This is a genomic window from Dyadobacter psychrotolerans (assembly GCF_004349265.1).
In the GTDB taxonomy this organism is placed as follows: domain Bacteria; phylum Bacteroidota; class Bacteroidia; order Cytophagales; family Spirosomataceae; genus Dyadobacter; species Dyadobacter psychrotolerans.
On sequence record NZ_SMFL01000027.1, the window covers coordinates 1 to 20,385 of the forward strand.

Genomic DNA, 20,385 nt, shown 5'->3' on the forward strand with positions numbered 1-20,385 from the left:
ACTTGACTTTCAGATATATTAATTCCTAGAAAAGCGTTTAGCAAATCATTTGATTTTGAGTAGACGTCGCTAACACCAGCCAAAGCCATCAGATTTTGAAGATAGGGGCTTATAAAAAAACCATTACACTTCGCTTCAAAACGATGATTTTTTGACAACTCTATTTTTCCGAACCGGGTTTGACAACCGTTTTTTTTCGTTTATCTTTTGAAAGAGGCTTATCCAAACTAGCTTGCATCACCTGGGCTCCTAGCTCCGTCCATACCTTCACGAAACCTTCTTCAAATGCATAGAAGGTCTGTTTTGACTGTAAGTCAGCCAGTTTATCGTATTGTTCGTTAGCTAAGGCAAGAAATTCTTCGCGCGTCATGTCAGTAAAAATCCATTATTTTTACTTAAAAGCGAATCTAAACTAGTTAATACTTGAGGTTATAGGCCTTTTTTATCACGAAACAGTCAAAACGAAGTTTTGAAATGCACCCGGTCAAGCCGAAAAGTCTCTGAACCCTCAGTCAAAGTAGGCACGCTTCCACGGGCACCCACATATACTTTTGTGTTATTGAATTTGGTAAAACGATTCAATGCTTCCGCACCAATTCCCGCCGTTGCTCGGTCGTTACGATTATCATGATCAATTCAGTTTCGTTAAGATGCAAAGCTAAAGTTCGTTAAAACTAACAAAATTTGCTGAGTGGCTCAACTTAGTGTCTTCTATGGCTCATTTAGTGAATTAGGCTACCACTGATGCTAATCAAAGATCTTCGTCAACTGGCATGCGTCGATACTTGCCATTATCCAATTATGGCATAAGGAAAGATGTGCACATAGCGAAATATGATGACCCAGAATTCCCTTCTAGGATAACGTTTACCAGGCAAGCATAAGAAAGCGCGCACCTTTTGGGATCAAAGCTCAAAAAGAGTTGCATAGGGCTGGGAAGATCGGCTCAATTACAAGAACCTTCATATAAAATCCCTTCCTAAACCTTTTAAAAGCGATCAAAAATGGTTGACAAAATCACCAAGGAATTGCAGTTGTGCTTTCCGGGGTTAATTCTTTCTGACGAGTGCACCGTGACACTGCTTCCTAGTCCTAATTTCTTAAAAAAAAACTATTTCAAATCTAGTTTTTTTCGACAGTACCACATATTATTGCGTATTCCAGGGAAAAGGCAAATAACACCCAGCCAAAATTGGTATTGTTTACCTACATTCAAATTCCTGTTTCTGTTACACCCAACTCACTGGCTTGCTGGACGGATTACACATAAGAAAATTAACTTAGCTCGCCGCTAAAAACAAGTTGCACAATTTCTTCCCAGATCAACCAATAAGCATGCCCGCTGCAGCTTGCATGTCGCTGGTAACATATATACCTTTGAAGACTGCCCACCAATGATTTAATTCAACAAACAATTGAAATATTTTAAACTTATTGTTCTGACATGCTTTATAGCAGCAGCCTGTTCGAAGAAGGAATCCAAGCAGTTCACCATCGGTTTTTCGCAGTGCACGGGCAGTGACAACTGGCGTAAAACCATGCAGCAAAGTATGTATAGGGAGCTGTCTTTCAACCCCGAAATCCAATTCGTGATCAAAGATGCGGGTGGGCAAAGCCAAAAACAAATTACGCAAATTCAGGAATTGATAGACCAGAACGTCGACTTGTTAATCGTATCCCCCAACGAAGCCGGACCAATCACTCCAGTTGTAGAAAGGGCATATCAAAATGGAATACCGGTCATTATTCTGGATCGCCGTACCAATTCCGATCAATATACGGCCTACGTTGGCGCGGACAATGTAGAAGTTGGGCAATTAGCCGGCGCCTACACCAACACCCTTCTGAGAGGTAAGGGCAAGGTGATTGAAATTAGTGAAAAACCGGGCTCATCGGCAGACATCGACCGCCACAAAGGTTTTACTGACCACATCGGAGGTTTTGGCGGAATTAAATTAATTGCAAAACTTGATGGCGATTGGGATAAATATTCTTTCCAGGCTCCGCTGAGCAAGCTACTGAAAACCCATTCAGATGTTGATGTCATATTTTGCCAGAATGACCGCCGCGCGCTGGCTGCGTTTAAAGTCTGTAAGAGTTTAGGTGTTGAGAAAATGATCCGATTAATCGGTGTCGACGGTCTTACGGGAAGTTATGGCGGAATAGACCTGGTCGACAGAGGCATTCTGAATGCGACTGTGCTATATCCAACCGGCGGGGAAGAAGCCATACGAACCGCCATCTCAATTCTACAAAAAAAGCCTTTCAAACGAGATAACCGGCTTCAGATCACAATGATTGATTCCACCAATGTGAGAATCATGAAATTACAGGGCGAAAAACTAGTGGCCCAGCAGCAGGATATAGAACGCCGGCAGCAGAAAATAGAAGAGCAGCGTGCTATCTCTGAAAATCAGAGTATTGTTATCTACACCGTTTCGATCACACTTGCCCTGGCACTCATTTTCGGAGCAATTTCCTTTTATTCGTTACGGGAGAACAGGAAAATCAACAAGCGGCTTGAAGTGCAAAATCATGAAATATCAGACCAGAAAAACCAGATTGAACAACTCGCACAAAGTGCAGAAATTGAAAATGAGGCCAAACTTAAATTTTTTACCAACATTTCTCACGAATTCCGAACTCCCCTCACGCTGATCCTGGCGCCGGTGGAAGACATTCTGGCAAGCGAAAAAATACGCGATCCGCTCATCAAACAGGAACTGTCGCTGATCCGAAAAAATACATTAAGGCTGCTCAGGCTGGTGAGTCAGCTGATGGACTTTAGGAAACTGGGAAGTCACCGTATGCAGGTTCGTGCCGGTGAGCACAATTTAGTGGCATTTGTGAAGGATGTCATGGTTGCTTTTGAAAGAATTGCTTCGAAACACAAAATTGATTTCCGGCTGATTACTTCCGAGGCTGAAATAATGGCCTGGTTCGATGCTACCATGCTGGACAAAGTGATTTTCAATTTACTTTCAAACGCGTTTAAATTCACACCGGATAAGGGACGTGTTTACCTGTATGTAAAAACAACTACTCCTGATCATGTACAGATTACAGTAGAAGATAATGGTATCGGAATGACTGAATCGGAAGTGGCCCATGTTTTTGAGGTATTTTATCAGGGTGAAAGCAGCTATAAAACGCTTGGAACAGGGCTTGGCCTGGCGCTTTCCAAAGAGTTGATTTCCCTGCATAAAGGAACAATTTCTGTTCGCAGTCAGCCGAAAAGAGAAACTGCATTCACAATAGAATTGCCGCTGGGTAACAAGCATTTTCTTGAAGAAGAGTTACGTAATGAGCAGGTGGAAGATTTTTCGATGGTTCAAAATTTCGAGCTCAATGAAGACGATTTACCGGCAAGTGGATCGGCAGCCGGTGAAGTTTCAACCAGAGAGCAATCCGTGCTTATCATTGAAGACAACAATGATTTGGTGCGATTATTGGACCAAAAGCTACAAATTAATTATCACACACTTGTAGCCAATGATGGCCAAGAAGGACTGCGAATGGCATTCGAGCACATTCCGGATTTGATCGTATGCGACGTAATGTTGCCAAAAAAGGACGGGTTAAGTCTCACTTCGATACTCAAAACAGATTTCCGAACTTCGCACATTCCGGTTATTTTACTTACGGCACGGACTACAACAGAACAGCAGATCGAAGGAATCCAAACCGGTGTTGACGCGTATATTACCAAACCTTTCAATTTGCAATATGTGCAGGAAATGATCAAAACACTGCTAAAAAACCGGGCAATACTGCGCGAACACTATACCAGTGAATTACCCATCGAAACCGCATCCGGCACCAATCCGAATAAACTTGATAAAAAATTTATCACACAGTTTACCGCATACATTGAGGAACATTACGACAACTCAGAACTGGGCGTTGAAGATATTGGTAAAGATCTGGGCATGTCGCGCGTCCAACTGTACCGAAAGGTAAAAGCGCTTCTGGGTATGAGCGTGAATGAATACCTACAGCAGGTTCGGCTCAACAAAGCCAAATTCCTGCTGCGGCGTGATGATCTGACGGTCGCCGAGATTGCCTACAAAGTCGGTTTCTCCTCCCCTACCTATTTCTCCACCGCTTTCAAAGGAAAATATAATCAAACCCCGATGGAATATAAAAAATCATAAGTAACCTGATTTTAATTTAACATATTCCAATAATTATTACAATTCACTCCTGCACCATCTGATGACTTTGATACAATTTTTAAAGATGTTGTATCAAAATTGAAAGACCTGGCATGTATCAAATTTTAAAAAATCGGTTAATTCACTGATTATCATAATTATATACCCTTAAAATACCACTGTATCAAAGTTTAACTTTTTTGAGATATTATTTAGTTATTCCGCTGGTCGAGTGGCGGTAGTTTTGACAAAAAAAATCAGAACTACCAATGAAAAACAGTAAGGTATTAGTTTGGTCGATCGTCGTTGCGCTGGGCGGGTTTCTCTTCGGTTTTGATACGGCCGTTATTTCAGGCGCCGAAAAAGCCATTCAGCATCTATGGGATCTGTCCGCAGTTGAACACGGCTTCACCGTTTCTATCGCCCTCATAGGAACAGTAATTGGCGCGATGCTCGGCGGTATTCCGGCCGACAAACTTGGAAGAAAAACCACCTTATTCTGGATTGCCATACTGTACCTAGCTTCATCACTTGGATCTGCGCTGGCAAATGACTGGTACGTCTTCATATTTTTTCGTTTTATAGGCGGGTTGGGTGTAGGTGCTTCTTCCGTGGCCGCACCGATGTACATTTCCGAAATTTCTCCCGCAAAATCGAGAGGGAAAATGGTTGGACTGTTTCAGTTCAACGTCGTATTCGGAATCCTGATCGCCTATTTTTCCAATTATTTCATGCAGGATATTGGCGACAATGCCTGGCGATGGATGCTGGGAGTTCAGGCACTGCCATCTCTGATTTTTTTACTGGCAATCCTATACGTTCCCGAAAGTCCGCGTTGGCTGATCATGAAAAGAGGCGATGTGCAACAGGCAAAAGAAATTCTAAATATCATCGATACTGAAACAAGTGAGCAAACCTTGTTTGCCATCCTGAATGCGAACGAAGAAACCAAAGACAAACCGACTGCCCGGCTGTTTTCTACTAGATACAAAACGCCTGTTATGCTGGCCGTTCTGTTTGCTGTTTTCAATCAGGTTTCGGGAATCAATGCCATCATTTATTACAGTCCGCGTATTTTTGAAATGACCGGATTGGGAGCAAAAGCTGCATTTTTATCATCCGCAGGAATCGGTTTTGTCAATTTTGCATTTACACTTTTAGCCATCAATTTCATTGACCGTTTCGGAAGACGTACGCTGATGGCAATCGGCTCGGTGGGCGTCATTATTACTCTGGGACTGGTTGCAAGGGCATTTTTCATACAGGATTTTACCGGCGTTCCGATTTTCCTCTTCGTTTACATTGCATTTTTTGCTTTCTCGCAAGGCGCGGTGATCTGGGTTTTTATTTCCGAAATTTTCCCAAACGAAGTACGCGCCAACGGACAGGCGCTGGGCAGTTTCACACACTGGTTCATGGCGGCCATTATCGCGTTTTCATTTCCTATTATTTCTGAATATCTCGGCGGCGGAATTACCTTCTGCTTCTTCGCTGTCATGATGGTTCTGCAGCTCATTTTCGTATGGCGTATCATGCCTGAAACCAAGGGAACATCACTGGAACGCACAGATAAAACAATGATTCTGCACTGAGGTGGCTATTAGCTGTTAGCAATTAATTTTTCTCTACTACTTATCTCAATTTATATGAAACCTAAAATAACCGTTTTCGGGGAGATGCTTTGGGACATGCTGCCTTCTGGAAAGCAGCCTGGCGGAGCGCCGATGAATGTGGCGATCCACCTCAAAAACTTTGGTATGAATCCTGCGTTCATCAGCCGCGTTGGTGACGATGATCTTGGTGTTGAACTGATGGAATATCTTAACAATCAGGAATTTAATACAGGTTTTATCCAAACAGGCATCACGCACCTTACCGGAATCGTGAAAGTCAATCTGACAGACAAAACCGAGGTCACCTACAAAATTGTGCAGCCGGTAGCCTGGGATTACATTCAGACAACACCTGAAAACCAGCAATTGGTAAAAGACTCGGATGTGTTTGTATACGGCACACTTTCGGTTCGCAGCCAGCAGTCACGCGATACACTTTTTGAATTACTGAAAGAGGCAAAACTAAAAGTGTTCGATGTTAACATTCGTCCTCCTCACCTGGACAGGACAACTACCGAATACCTGTTGCAACAGGCCGATGTGGTGAAAGTGAATGAGCATGAAATCACTACCGTTTGCGACTGGTTTGGTATACAACCCGAGCTGGAAACCCAGATGAAATTCCTATACGAGCGCTTCAATCTGAGGCTGGTTTGTGTAACGCTCGGCGCTGACGGAGCGGTGGTTCTTTCCAATGACGGCTTTCACAAACAAGGCGGTTATGTGGTAGAAGTGCAGGACACGATAGGCAGCGGAGACTCGTTTCTGGCCATGTTCCTGAAAGAATATATTTCGGGTTCAACTATCCCTTCAGCACTAAAAAAAGCTTGCGCTGTCGGCGCTCTGGTTGCCTCTCATCGTGGCGCTACCCCCAACATTTCCGAATCAGAACTTGATCATTTTCTTACCGTTAATCAATAATTCCATGAAGCAAAGATTACTAATAATGGCGTTTGCCATCCTATGCAGCATGCATGTGGCTTGGGCACAAAACAGGGTTTCGGTTTCCGGAACTGTAAAAGCTACGGACGGAGAAATCCTTCCGGGCGTAAGTATCCTTGAAAAAGGAACCACCAACGGAGCTGTAAGTGATGCAACAGGAAAGTATACGATTTCGGTAACCTCACCGGCGACGCTCGTTTTTTCCTATGTAGGCATGATCGCAAAAGAGGTTGCTGCCGGAAATCAATCCACTTTGGACGTGACACTGGAATACGATCAGAAAAGTCTGAATGAAGTTGTAGTGGTAGGTTATACCAGTTCCAAAAAGGAAGATTTAACCGGAGCAATCGCTATTGTGGACATGACGCCACTTAAAAACATCAGCTCAGGAAACCCGATGCAGGCGCTTCAAGGCCGTGTTCCGGGATTGTATATTGAAAAAACGGGCTCTCCAAACGGAGCCAATTCACGTATCCTGATTCGTGGAGCCAATACGCTCGGCAACACCGACCCACTCTATATTATTGACGGCGTGCCTACCAAACGTGCGGAGGTATTTCAGGGCTTGAATCCGAATTCAATTGAGTCCATACAAGTATTGAAAGATGCTTCGGCTTCCTCAATTTATGGTTCAAGAGCTTCAAACGGTGTAATCATTGTAACCACCAAAAACGGATCAAATGCCAATGGAAAGATCACCATTGACTTCAACACCAGTATATCAGCGCAGTCCGAAAAATATGCCCGATTCAAAATGCTTAATTCCGTTGACCGTGGTCGCGCACTTTGGCAGGCATCTGTAAACGACGGTGTAAACCCCGAAGACGGCTACGGTGCGCTTTACAAATTTGACTGGAATAAAGACTTTAAAAACCCTGTACTCAATTCAGTAAGCGTACAGCCTCTGGTAGGCGGAAATGCCAATATGCCGGCTGGTAATACCGACTGGCAAAAGGAATTGTACAAAACCGGAACTGTAACCAACAACGAATTGACAATTTCAGGAGGAAATAAAACGTCTTCGCTGCAAATCAATCTGGGTTATTTCAAAAATACGGGCATGCTGCGATACACCAATTACGACAAACTGAGTGGCCGTATCAATGCTTTAACTAGTGCTTTTGATGGCAAACTAAAAATTGGCGCCAATGTACAGATCGCATCCTCCAACGAAAGACTGGCCTCCACAGACATTGGCGGCGCTGCTACCACAGGGCTCGCTGTTACCATGGCCCCCACCATTCCGGTTTATGCCAAGGATGGTAGCTGGGGCGGCGGGATTGGCTCTGGTTATTCGGACAGGAACAATCCGCTGCACATGCAGGAAATAAACAAATGGGACAACACGCATCGTGTCACTTTATTTGGCAATGTCTTTGCTGAAATTGAACCGGTCAAAAATCTCTTTCTTCGGACAAGTCTGGGTATGGATAATTCGAGTTATTATTCCAAAAACATAGAGCAGTCTTTTGAAGAAGGCTCATTCGGACGGTCAAATAACAGTCTCACCATTGACCAGAACCGATATCTAAGCGCAACCTGGTCTAACACAATCAGATATAATTTCGAGCTGGGCAAGCATCATTTCAAATTATTGGGCGGCATTGAGGCCATCAAAAATGACCTGAATTTCGAAACAGCCCGCAAAGAAGGATTCGCCCAACAGACGGAAGACTATTTTGTACTCAATGCAGGAACCGGAAACGCCAACATCACCGGCACAGGCTCAGGAAGCAGATTACTTTCACAATTTGCAAGAGTTGACTACGGATTTTCAGACAGATACCTGGCCGCGGTGACCATCCGGCGCGACGGTTCCTCCCGGTTCGGGAAAGAAAATGCTTACGGAATTTTCCCTGCTGCATCGGTTGGCTGGCGTTTAGACAGGGAAGCTTTTATGCAGGATATTAAATCGGTGAGCAGCCTTAAACTGCGTGCGGGTGTCGGCCGGGTCGGAAATCAGGAAATTGGTGATCTGGCAAGATTTGGCCTGTATGATACCCGTTACGGAACCCGCCGTTCTCAATTTCCGGACGGACACAACAGCTTCTTCGATCAGTTTTACAACATCGGAACGGCTTATGACTTGAACGGTGCAAACACGGGTAATCTTCCGTCAGGCATTGTTTCGATACAGGGAGCCAATCCAAACCTGAAATGGGAAACGACTGACGAAGCTAATTTTGGTGTTGATTTCGGGTTTTTCGACGGAAGTATCCAGGGTTCTCTGGATTATTTTACCCGGAAAACCAGCGACATCTTAATCACACCGCCAGTCGCATCGGCAGTGGGTGAAGGCCAGTTGAAAGTGGTAAATGGAGCACAAAAATCCAACAACGGTTTTGAATTTTCGATTGGTTATTATGCCAAACCAAAAGGAGATTTTACCTACAATGTGATGGCAGGCGTAAGCCGCTTCCGTGACAAAATCACCGTTTTGCCTGAGGAAGTACGTGCAGCTTACGCTGGAAATGTAACGCAAACCATTCTTGGTCATTCTCAATTCGACTTGTTCGGTTACAAAACCAACGGACTTTTTCAAAGCCAGCAGGAAGTGGACGCAGCTCCGACTCAGGTTGGCGCAGGCCCCGGCCGTATCCGTTATGTGGATAGCAATGGTGATGGCCGAATAGACGACCTGGACCGTGTATTTTTTGGAACCACGCTGCCAGCATTTGAATACAATCTGAAAATTGAGGCATTTTACAAAAACTTTGATCTTTCCATATTTGGTTCAGGCGTTGCAGGCAGAGCAGGATTTGATGCTTACACGTTCTACAACAATTTTGTAAGAGGCCGTGAAAACGCAGGCCCGGGCGTATTCAACGCCTGGACGCCACAAAATACCGGTTCCAGAATTCCTGCTTTATCTCTTTCCGATGCAAATAACGAAACCCGTGCTTCGGATTATTTCAATGTAAATACCTCTTATTTCAAATTGAGAAATCTACAACTGGGCTACGCGATTGATTCAAAAGCAATTGAAAAACTCAAATTACAAAGGCTGCGGGTGTATGTGATGGCTGAAAATCTGTTCCTGATCAAATCCAAACAGTTTGCCGGTCCGGACCCTGAACGTGTGGACGTAAACGCCATCCCAATTCCCAGGACCATTACGGTTGGCTTAAATGTTTCATTCTAACTTTTTGATACAAATCCAATGAGAACCAAATTCATATACAGCATTTTAATGGCTAGCGGCTTACTTGCCGCTACATCCTGCAAAGATTATCTGGATTACGAGCCGAAAGGGCTTTTATCATCCGAAAACACGAAGTCAGCTTCCAGCGCGGAAGCGCTGGCAACTGCCGCATACGCAGGCATTGGCAACGACGAAATGATCGGACCCATGACAAGCATGTGGGTATACGGCAGCGTGCGCTCAGATGACGCCTACAAAGGTGGCGGAGGAGTTTCGGATGTAGCGGAAATCGATTTTTACGAACATTACAACCTTACCAGACCCGATCTGGGTTCAATGCATCCTTTCACCTGGGAGAATTTCTACAAAGCAATCAGCAGGGCCAATGCTGCCATTGCAAGTATGAATGCGCTAAGCGAAGCCGAATTTCCTTTGAAACAAACCCGCATAGCCGAAATGCGCTTTTTACGCGGCCATTCGCATTTCATGCTCAAAATGCTTTTCAAAAATATTCCTTACGTCACCGAGAACCTGACCAGTGAGCAAATACTGAAAACATCCAATGTCGAGCTTACCAATGACCAGCTTTGGAATAAAATTGGAGAAGATTTCCAGTTTGCGGTAGACAACCTGCCTGCCAAACAAACCCAGATTGGACGTGCCAACAAAATATCTGCATCGGCTTATCTTGCTAAATTAAGACTCTATCAGGCTTATCAACAGGATGATACGCACAAAGTGACGACCATTAACAAAACCCGTTTGCAGGAAGTGGTGACGCTTACCCAACAGGTAATTGCATCAGGACAATATAGCTTGCAGCCCGATTTCGCAGAGAACTTTATCGCCGAAACTGAAAATGGTCCGGAATCAATTTTTGCCATTCAGTACTCAATCAACGACGGAACAGCTGTTGGCAGGCTGAGTTATGTTACCGGTTTGAATTATCCGCATGGCGCACCGCAATACGGCTGCTGCGGTTTCCACCAACCAAGCCAGAGCCTTGCCAATGCGTATAAAACAGGTGCAGACGGACTGCCACTTTTTGACAGTTACAATGACAAAAATGTGGACTTCACAACCGAAACTGTTGATCCGCGGGTAGACCACACGATCGGAATCGATGGACATCCATATAAATACGATGCCACCAAACCATTCAGCAACAGCTGGATACGTGACCCGGGAGTTTACGGATTTTTCCATACCATGAAGGAACAGCAACTCGCAACAAGTGCTTCATATCACAAAGAAGGCCCGTTTATTGGCTCATCCAAAAATATTGACGTGCTGCGTTACGACGACGTTTTGTTGATGCAGGCCGAAGCATACATCGAATTGGGCCAGCAGGCAATGGCCCTACCGTTGATCAATCAGATCAGAAAACGCGCTGCCAACAGCACTGGCAGATTAAAAAAAGCCGATGGAACATTTGCATCGAAATACAATGTCAAAGAATATTCGCCAACGGGTTGGACGCAGGATTATGCGCGCAAAGCGTTGCAGTGGGAACGTCGCCTGGAATTTGCAACCGAAAGTCCACGATTTTTTGACCTCGTTCGCTGGGGAATTGCAGAGAAAACCCTGAATGCGTACCTTGAAAAGGAAAAAGTAAGACGACCGTTTTTGTCGACCGCCAAATTCACAGCTGGCCGGGACGAGTATCTTCCCATTCCGCAACGAGAAATCAGTTTTACAAAAGGGTTATACAAACAGAATCCTGGTTTTTAAAAATAAGCTGATAGCTAATGGCTTGTAGCCGTTGGCTATTAGCTGTTAGCCATTGAGAATAGTCGATGTGGCAAATATACAATCGTCAGGGAGTCAATACCCGAACGTTGAAAGCGAACAAAAAACAAACTCATTCATGAAAAAATCAATCATTTCAATATTACTAATTGTCACTTTGGCCGGCTCAAAAGTACTTGCGCAGGATTTTAAGGAGAAATACCGTCCGCAGTTTCACTTTACTCCAAAAGCCAACTGGATGAACGACCCGAACGGAATGGTTTATCACAACGGGATCTACCATCTTTTCTATCAGTACTATCCTGATGCGAAGGTTTGGGGACCGATGCACTGGGGACATGCGACGAGCAAGGATATGATCTCCTGGAAAGAGCAGCCGATTGCTTTATATCCGGATAGTCTGGGTTACATCTTTTCGGGAAGTGCCGTTGTAGACAAAAACAATACGGCAGGATTTGGAAAAGACGCTCTGGTAGCCATCTTCACGCATCATGATCCTGTACAGGAAAAGCAAAAAACCGGCAAACACGAAACGCAGAGCATTGCATACAGCTTGGACGATGGTAAAACGTGGACTAAATACAAAGGAAATCCGGTAGTTCAAAATCCAGGTATCAGCGATTTTCGTGACCCGAAAGTGCGCTGGTTTGAAGCTCAGAAAAAATGGATCATGACACTGGCAAGCAAAGACCGGATCACCTTCTATTCTTCCCCTGACCTGAAATCGTGGAGCCGTGAAAGTGACTTCGGAGCTAAGGAAGGAGGCCATGGCGGCGTATGGGAATGCCCTGACCTATTTCCGATCAAGCACGAAGGAAAAGATGTTTGGGTGCTGATCGTAAACATCAATCCAGGAGGACCAAACAAAGGTTCCGCGGGCCAGTATTTCCTGGGAAATTTTGATGGTAAAACATTCACTTCCAATTCGAAAGAAACTAAATGGCTCGATTACGGAACTGACAATTATGCGGCCGTTACCTTTGCCAATACTGGTGGGCGTAACATTCTGATGGGGTGGATGAGCAACTGGCAATATGCCAATCAAGTACCGACTGACCCCTGGCGCAGTGCTAATACAATTGCCCGTGAGCTGGGTTTGAAAACGGTTGGGAACGAGATTTACCTCACCTCGATTCCGGTTAAAGAGCTCGATGCGTTAAACAGCACGGGCTTTTTACTGAAAAATGTAAAAGTACAAGACCAGCTGGATCTGACGGAAAGAGCAAAAAACAAATCAGGTTTATTCCGGTTGGATCTTACGACTGAAAGCAAGGCCGACTTTTCCATTGTGCTGTCTAACGAAGTGGGCAATGAGCTCATAGTGGGGTACAACAAGGCCGGAAATCAGTATTATATTGATCGTATCAAATCAGGTAAGGTCGATTTTGAGAAGGGTTTTGCAGAAAAACATACTGCCCCCCGGCTTGCTACGGGCAGCAAAATCTCATTAACCCTGCTGGCCGATGTTGCATCTGTTGAGCTATTTGCAGACAACGGACTCACCGTGATGACTGATATCTTCTTCCCCGACACGCCCATTTCCAAGTTTCATATCAAATCAGTTTCGGGCATTTTTCTGGATACATTGCAATACAAGTCGATCAAATCAAGGAATGACAGATAGCAGCATGCAGCGAAACCAACTCTGGTCTTCGCTGCACGCTGTATTATAACACTCATCTGAGCACGGCTACATCTGGTTTTTAAGACGGCGTGGCAGGTCTAATTTTTGCGATTCGATAGTGGCACAAACAGCCTAAGGCGTATGTCGGAACTGTTCTAAATCCACAAGGGGAACAGAGCGTTCTATCGGAGCAGGTTACGATCGTTTTTCATTATACTGTATACTGGTATGGCATGCCCGCTATCTTAAAAAAACCGGTCCGCTTTTGTCTCCGGATACCAGTTTACCTATGGCAGCCCGGGAAAAAAGTTTAAAAATAAAATTTCCCACGCCAGTTTTACAGTTGGCGCCCCGCAGGATGATTACCGGACGTTAAGTGAGCATCATTTCAGGGTTAGGGCTTTAAAATGCCGGAGTCAAAACATCAAACATCTCATACTGCCGAGATCGGAATTTATGTATATTTGTTTGATTTTATCCTCTATACTTAACGTTATCATGTTTGTTATCAAGAAAATCTGTCCCTATTGTGGGGCAAAAGATATCTCGCGCCGTCCCCGTCCGTTTTTTGCTGACAACTTCCTGTTTCCGTCCCGTTATTTTCAGTGCGAGCGTTGCCTAAAACACTTTTTTCTCGTTAAATTCTAAATTTTTAAACAAACCAGTGCGGTATAAGCCGGATGCGGTTTTACCAATGGACGATGCAAGGGATGAACTTGGCCGTAACGGTGGACGATCCCCGAACCGGAGTAACCCAGGCAACATTTGGCAGAATTGCCGGGTTGCTTCGGTGTCGGTCGTGCTGCATAACGCTCCGGCCGGTTCTATGGTGAACACTACTCCACTTTTAATGATTCTACCGGATTCAAAAGGGCCGCGCGCAAAGACTGATAGCCCACAGTCAAAATAGCAACCACGATCGACACACCAGCGGCCAGAGCAAAAATCCACCATGAAATATCTACCCGGTATGCGAAATCCTGCAGCCACTGCTTCATTAGCAGGTAGGCGATCGGTGAGGCGATAAAAATACTCAAAACAACCAGCCTTAAGAAGTCCCTGGAGAGAAGAACCAGAATTTGAGAAGCAGTAGAACCCAAAACCTTTCGTATGCCTATTTCCTTTGTGCGCTGACGTGTCACGAAAGCGGCCAGACCAAACAAACCCATGCAGGAAATTAAAATGGCAACGCCAGTAGCTGTATTTAAGATCTGGGAAAGCCGCTGTTCTTTCTGATAAAATTTACCGACCGTTTCATTGAAAAATAATGGCGAAAACTCCACCGCGCCGGTTGTAAAGACTTCTTTGTATGCCACTTCCATTTTACCGATGACATTATTTAATTCTTTGCCCGAATTGCCGCCCGTGCGCACCTTAACGTTGATGGCATTTTCGTATTTGTTCTCTGATAAAATGTATAAAGGCTTTATTGGCGTATGCAGAGATTGCAGATGAAAATCACTTACCACACCTACGATCGGCAGGTTGATATCTCCTTTCCCACCGGAGTATGTCAGCATTTTCCCAATTGCATCTTCGGGCTTTTTAAAGCCCAGCATTTTGGCATAAGTTTGATTGATCACAAATTCTTTGGCTGTATCACTGTTCGTGATATTTCTTCCCGCAACCAGTTTTAAACCAAACATGGGTATGTAGTTCTCATCGACGGCCCGTCTGTGCACATCGAGTTTGATCTCATTTTTGCCGTCATGATAACTCACCCGGTTTGTAGAATAGCCTCTTAGAGCGGGTGTCGTACCGATACTGACGTTTTCTATTTCCGGAATCTGTCTTAGCTTCTGTATCAGAATGTCCTTCTTGTCTATTTCGGAATCATGCCAGTCTGTCTGAAAATGGATTATTGCATCCTTGTTGAAACCAAGGTCTTTGTTGAGCATAAACCGGGATTGGGCAGCCATAATGATCGTACCCAATATAAAGATCTGCGAAGCTACGAATTGAAAGGTAATCAGTGACTTACGCAGCAATACTCCACCGTTACGGCCAAAGGAGACCTGATTCTTTAAGGAGGCAATCGGCGTGTAAGATGAAATCACCCATGCCGGATAAAGACCTGATAACAAACTGGTTAAAGCCGCAATCAAGGCTACAAAACCCAAAAGCTTTGGATCTAAAATACTGAAACTAAATTCCTGGGGAACAAACTTTTCAAAAGCAGACAGGATAGGTTCAATGAAAGATAGCGATAGCAGCACGGCTGCGAAGGTAATGACAAAAGTCTCACACAGGAACTGTATAATAAGACTCTTCCTGCTGCTACCAAGGACTTTGCGCACCCCGATTTCTTTGATTCTGTTAATGGATTGAGCCGTAGCCAGATTGATAAAATTAATCGCTGCAATCAGAAGTAAAAACACCGCAATACCCATCAGTGCATACAAAGATGGAAGGTGAACCTGCCTGGAAAAATTGTCTTTAATTTCCTGATTGTAATGTATGTCCGAAAGCGGCTGCAAGTCCAGGGTTCTTCCTTTGTTCCATTCGTCTTTTGTATCCAGATACTTATTTAAAAATGCCGGGAATTGTTTATCGATCTGGCTGGCAGTAACCTTGTTTGCGACTTTGACAAAAGCCATCGAACTCGAATTGGTATTGGTCCATTCATCGAGCTGAAATTCTTTTCGCCAGGCCTTGGTTTGAATGCTTTTAAAAGAGATAAAGTTTTTAAACTTAAAGTCCGAGTTGGATGGCAGATCCTTGACAATGCCGCTTACCGTCGTTATCAAAGAATCACTGAAATAGAGTCTTTTGCCCAACACTTGCTGTAAAGGAATGGCGCCAAAATACTTTTCCGCTTCACTTTGGGTTAAGACCACTTCATTTGGGGCTTGCAGACAGCTTTGAGCACTTCCCAGTAGCCATTCGTATTTAAAAATCTGAAAGTACTCAGCCTCACAGATCAGCACCTGTGACTGGTCATTTTTCCAAACTTTAGAAGGATTTTTGCCGTTTTTGGTATAAGCGACAGTGGTATTTGTGTTCCACACATGGCAAGCCGCCAGACTTTCAAGGCCGGTGATTTCCTTGCGAATATGCTCTGGCATCGGCGCAGATAGTCCCGCGTTCTGACTTCTGACTCCCTGTGAATTTTGAAAACCAGAAGTAACTCTGTAAATCCTTTCTTTGTCTGGCTGAAAGTTTTCATAGCTCAACTCAAAGCTGACCAAAAGATAAATAACAATACAGGCGCTCACACCGATGGCGAGCCCAAATATATTGATGGCAGAATATCCTTTATTTTTTAAAAGGTTTCTGGCTCCGATTTTAAAATAGCTTTTTAGCATGCCAGGGCTGATTCCGTAGGTTTTCTGATAATTTTCTGAATCTTTCTTCCTGGCCAATGGCCTGAGCAGTCTGAAAACCGCATAGATATATTTCCACTTTGCTTTTGATTTGCCCAGGCCTGCTGACCAGTAGTCGTACATTTCCAATAAATCGCCTTGCAGCTCTTCGCTGGTATTGGGATCAGAGAAGCTGCTTAAAAGCCATGTGGCCCAAACGGGTGGCCCCGAATTCGTGTTGGTAGATTTTTTATCAGCCATATTTTATTTAAGTAAAATCACGGTCCTAGATAGATTCTGGCCTATTCTAAAAGCCATTGCCCGATATATGAACATTGTAGTATAATCGGCTCAATCTTATCCTCCCATTAACCGAAGGGTCTGCTCAGGAAGGGCATCCCAAAGCTGCTGACGAACGTGTTTGACTTCCTGCAACGCCTTTCTACCAAGGGCGGTAACAGAGAAAAAACGTTTACGCCGCCCGCCCCTTTCCATTGTCGCGCCGCCCATTTCAGAAGATAGCAGCCCCTTTTCCTGCATCCGTTGCAGTGTGGTATGCACAGCGCTAAAACCGACACTGCGCCCGGTTTTTTCTTCGAGCTGCTGCGTTACAGATACAGCGTAGGCCTGCTGATCAAGGATCGCCACAGTGAGCAGGACAACCTCTTCAAATTCTCCTAAAAAGGTTCTTTTCATAAAGCAGTTGATTTATTACTATAATGTAGAGCAAATCATATGCCAAATATCAAATTGTGCCTTTACTTGATTTCAGCCGCTTTTATCGTAAGGTAAGGTGTTCGGTTTTGAACAATCGGCGCGCGGGAATGGACAAAGCAATCAGCCCTGAATAGGCCTATAAACAAAAATCATTTGGCAGTATTCACGTGTAAGACCGATGGTTTGCTTTGGGCTTAGGGCGAGCCAGTACTCCTGTTGCTACACCGCTGAGTAGTTATTTAGCAGGCTAAGATACCAGTATATTTTCCCCATCCTTGGCGTGCAGAGTGGTTTAAGACTACAAGAGCATTGATGATATGCATTTTTTCTGAGCGCTCGACTACACCTGGCCGTTTGAAGAAAATTGATCAGATATTTCAACCTCATTTACCCCAGTTGCTGCCGGCAATATGATGACCTGGACAGCCAACTGAGTGCAGGAAAGTACCTTATTTAATATACTTTTCCTGGCCTTTGTCTGCAACTGCACAGCCGTCGGCAAAGACCATCGCTGCGCCAAATTTATCGGATTCACACAATCCTGACCGCTGGCCAACTTTGTCATAGATTGTGATTTTAAGACTGGTAATTTCACTGGCGGCGTTTCGGGCAAGTACTTCAATGTCAACCCTCACTTTGAACCGGGCCAGCACCTGCTGCTCGACTTTTTTGATCTGCTGGGAATTGAACGTTTTTAAAATTTTAACACCTGGCCGTTGAAAAGCCGAAAGAAAACAAATCAGTAAGATGGCGGGCAAAAGCGAAAGTTTCATACGAATAGATCCGAGGGATAACGTTGCTGTAAAATAACTTTCCCTAATTTACTGCAAAATAATCAGATAAGTAAAGCCAGGTAGTGATACGAACAAAACTTTAAAGACAACTGAACGCTTCATTATGCATGCTGTATCCAGCAATCATCCGCAGGATCGACAACCCTATTATCTGAAAATAAGGCCTGTTTACCTATCAAATAAATTTTAAGAGGAGGGTTTCTTAGAGAAGGGTTTTAAAACTTTAATGTCATTCAAAATACACACTGATTTCTGGCACAGCAAAGATCTATGGATTGTACTCCCAGATATCATCATATTGAATCAGGCCTGTATTGTCACCAAAACAGATATAGGCTTTGTCACCCACTGAGAAACCGAAAGCGCCATGTCTGATCGGACCAGTAAAATCAGGATTTTTCTTCCAGGTCAAATTACTGGTATTAAACTCCCAGATCTCGTTTTTGAAAGTATAAAAATTATAGTCTTTTCCTCCCAGATAAAAAAATATACTATTGCCGATAATCCATGAAGTCTGAGGAGCTGCATCATATGGGAAATTATTTGTTTTGAGCGTCGTAAACCGATCCGCTTGCGGAGAATACGTTGTTACATACAGGGAGTCTACCATTTTACCAAATTCGGTAACAGGTCCTGCGCCACCGCCAAACAGGTATCCTTTCCCGTTAAACCCAAACTGAAGCTGTGTCGTTTTTAAACGGCTTAGCGAGTAAATTCCATCTTTTTTTGACCAACTGTCAGAAACTGAATTGTATTGGTAAGTGTCCGCAATGTATCTGTATCCGTTTTTGGACTGCCAACCACACACATAGGCATTGCTTCCAATCACGAAGATGCCGGGGAATTCGATTTCGGGAACAATAAAATCAGCTTTTCTGCTCCAAACGTCCGTATCGGGATTGTACTCCCACATCGAATTTACATTGGTGTAATCGCCGTTAAAAAAAGTAAGACCAGGACCGTAGTAACCTTTCTCGCCAATAGCCATCATCACACTGCCACCATCCTTGGTTGGAAGCCGCTGTTTTGGCGTGAAAACATTGCTCGAAGGATCGTAACACCAAAAATCGCTTTCTAGGTCCTGGTAGATCATATCTACTTTAAAATAGGCCTTTCCTTTCAGGACAAAAAGGAATTTATAAACCGCGTTCTCATTAAAAAAATCGCCCATTTTCCGCCATGCTCCCCGGACAACGGGCTGCGCCTTACCGACAAGCAAAACCTGTTTTTCATGTTTGTTCTTCGGAATTTCCATGCAGGACAAAAATGTAGCAGCAAAACAAAACACGAAACCCAAAATGTTAATTACTCTTCCTGTTTGAGACATAGATTAACTAAATTTTGTTTTTGCCGAAAGTAAGACCGGCGGCAAATTTTGTTTTTTAAATTATATATCAATAGCGCTCTCTGGTGATGTTATGAGTGCAAACATTGGCAGCCAGGCGTAGAGAAACTGTTTACATGCCGAAGCTGACTATTGGTACCGAATTGCTACCCGCTGCCTGCGAACAGAAGTCAGAGCACTTATTTGCCGCCAGCGGGTATACCATTAATTATAAACGCTTAAAGACGTAATTAGCTGGTTGGTCCACGCCGTTGTCGTCTTTGTGGTATTCCAGGGTCTTTAAAGTGCTCGTCGTTAATTCCCGTATGATCACGTAATCTCTTTCTTCGTTTAGAGTACTTCCCATAGTCCAGAATACTAAGCGGTCCGACTTGGTCGAATGCCACTTCCAGTTGATGGTTTGTGATTCAAAAACTTCTCCTTTACTGAAAATCTGTGCCAGGTAGGTGCCCGAAGAGGTAAACAAAAAGGTAACCTTGTCCACTGGTTTTTCCCATTGGCTGTTATTGGTAAGAATGCTGGCGCCATCCTGATCCGCTGTGAGTGACCACAGATGTGAAAGCAGTTTTGTTTTATCACTTGTATCAACCGCAGCAGATTTATTTGCAGTGATCGTCAGGGTTTTCGCTGAATAGGTGAGTTTGAGACTAATTTTATCCTGGGAGATTTTGATTTCTTTTATCGAGCCAAATTTATCGAGGGAAATTTCTGTCGCGCTGATTGCATTGAATTTTCCTGTTGCCAGTGTCTGTGAAACATTGTAAACAAGGAAAGTGCTGTCGCTTAGAAATTCCAGGAACGCCTCATCAGCCGTTGTTCTTCCGCTGCTGGACTGGATAATCCATTTTCCGACAATATCACTTTGCAGCTTACCTTTTTCATTTGGTGTTTCAGGTTGAGGCATATCTTTGCTATCTTTTGAACACGACTGGAAAAGTAAGGCAAATGCGAAAAGGAAAAAGAGATTGGTAAAAACGATGCGCTTCATAAATTGAGGTTGATT

At 44.1% G+C, this 20,385-nt stretch carries 12 protein-coding genes; 6 read left to right on the plus strand and 6 right to left on the minus strand.

Annotated features, from left to right (window positions below; all coding sequences use genetic code 11):
- Window positions 1–160: 160 nt before the first annotated feature.
- Complete coding sequence (locus tag E0F88_RS32770; RefSeq protein ID WP_131962899.1) at window positions 161–370, minus strand: hypothetical protein; 210 nt, start codon at window positions 368–370, stop codon at window positions 161–163.
- Window positions 371–1,415: 1,045 nt separating this feature from the next.
- On the opposite strand from E0F88_RS32770, the gene E0F88_RS32775 reads away from it, so the two are divergent.
- The 6 genes from E0F88_RS32775 to E0F88_RS32800 all read left to right on the plus strand — a co-directional run bounded on the left by E0F88_RS32775 (window position 1,416) and on the right by E0F88_RS32800 (window position 13,224).
- A complete protein-coding gene (locus tag E0F88_RS32775; protein ID WP_131962901.1) occupies window positions 1,416–4,154 on the plus strand; it encodes a substrate-binding domain-containing protein in 2,739 nt (912 codons plus the stop codon).
- Between the two features lie 269 nt (window positions 4,155–4,423).
- A complete protein-coding gene (locus E0F88_RS32780; RefSeq protein ID WP_131962903.1) occupies window positions 4,424–5,746 on the plus strand; it encodes a sugar porter family MFS transporter in 1,323 nt (440 codons plus the stop codon).
- A gap of 54 nt (window positions 5,747–5,800) precedes the next feature.
- Window positions 5,801–6,688, plus strand: a complete 888-nt coding sequence (locus E0F88_RS32785) for a carbohydrate kinase family protein (RefSeq protein WP_131962905.1) — start codon at window positions 5,801–5,803, stop codon at window positions 6,686–6,688.
- A gap of 4 nt (window positions 6,689–6,692) precedes the next feature.
- Entirely contained in the window at window positions 6,693–9,851 is a 3,159-nt protein-coding gene (locus E0F88_RS32790; RefSeq protein WP_131962907.1) for a SusC/RagA family TonB-linked outer membrane protein, read from the plus strand.
- Between the two features lie 18 nt (window positions 9,852–9,869).
- The gene (locus E0F88_RS32795; protein ID WP_131962909.1) at window positions 9,870–11,582 is read left to right on the plus strand and encodes a RagB/SusD family nutrient uptake outer membrane protein; all 1,713 of its coding nucleotides are present in this window, start codon (window positions 9,870–9,872) and stop codon (window positions 11,580–11,582) included.
- 136 nt (window positions 11,583–11,718) lie between these two features.
- On the plus strand, window positions 11,719–13,224 hold the full coding sequence (locus E0F88_RS32800) for a glycoside hydrolase family 32 protein (RefSeq protein WP_131962911.1): 1,506 nt from the start codon (window positions 11,719–11,721) through the stop codon (window positions 13,222–13,224).
- A gap of 836 nt (window positions 13,225–14,060) precedes the next feature.
- Here the strand turns inward: E0F88_RS32800 and E0F88_RS32810 are convergent.
- The 5 genes from E0F88_RS32810 to E0F88_RS32830 all read right to left on the minus strand — a co-directional run bounded on the left by E0F88_RS32810 (window position 14,061) and on the right by E0F88_RS32830 (window position 20,370).
- On the minus strand, window positions 14,061–16,787 hold the full coding sequence (locus E0F88_RS32810; RefSeq protein ID WP_131962913.1) for an ABC transporter permease: 2,727 nt from the start codon (window positions 16,785–16,787) through the stop codon (window positions 14,061–14,063).
- A gap of 96 nt (window positions 16,788–16,883) precedes the next feature.
- Entirely contained in the window at window positions 16,884–17,222 is a 339-nt protein-coding gene (locus tag E0F88_RS32815) for a PadR family transcriptional regulator (protein ID WP_131962915.1), read from the minus strand.
- Between the two features lie 470 nt (window positions 17,223–17,692).
- A complete protein-coding gene (locus E0F88_RS32820) occupies window positions 17,693–18,016 on the minus strand; it encodes a hypothetical protein (RefSeq protein WP_131962917.1) in 324 nt (107 codons plus the stop codon).
- A 289-nt stretch (window positions 18,017–18,305) separates the two neighbouring features.
- Window positions 18,306–19,292, minus strand: coding sequence for a Kelch repeat-containing protein (locus E0F88_RS32825; protein WP_165940240.1), 987 nt, complete (start codon window positions 19,290–19,292; stop codon window positions 18,306–18,308).
- Between the two features lie 298 nt (window positions 19,293–19,590).
- The gene (locus tag E0F88_RS32830) at window positions 19,591–20,370 is read right to left on the minus strand and encodes a hypothetical protein (protein ID WP_131962921.1); all 780 of its coding nucleotides are present in this window, start codon (window positions 20,368–20,370) and stop codon (window positions 19,591–19,593) included.
- Window positions 20,371–20,385: the final 15 nt, after the last annotated feature.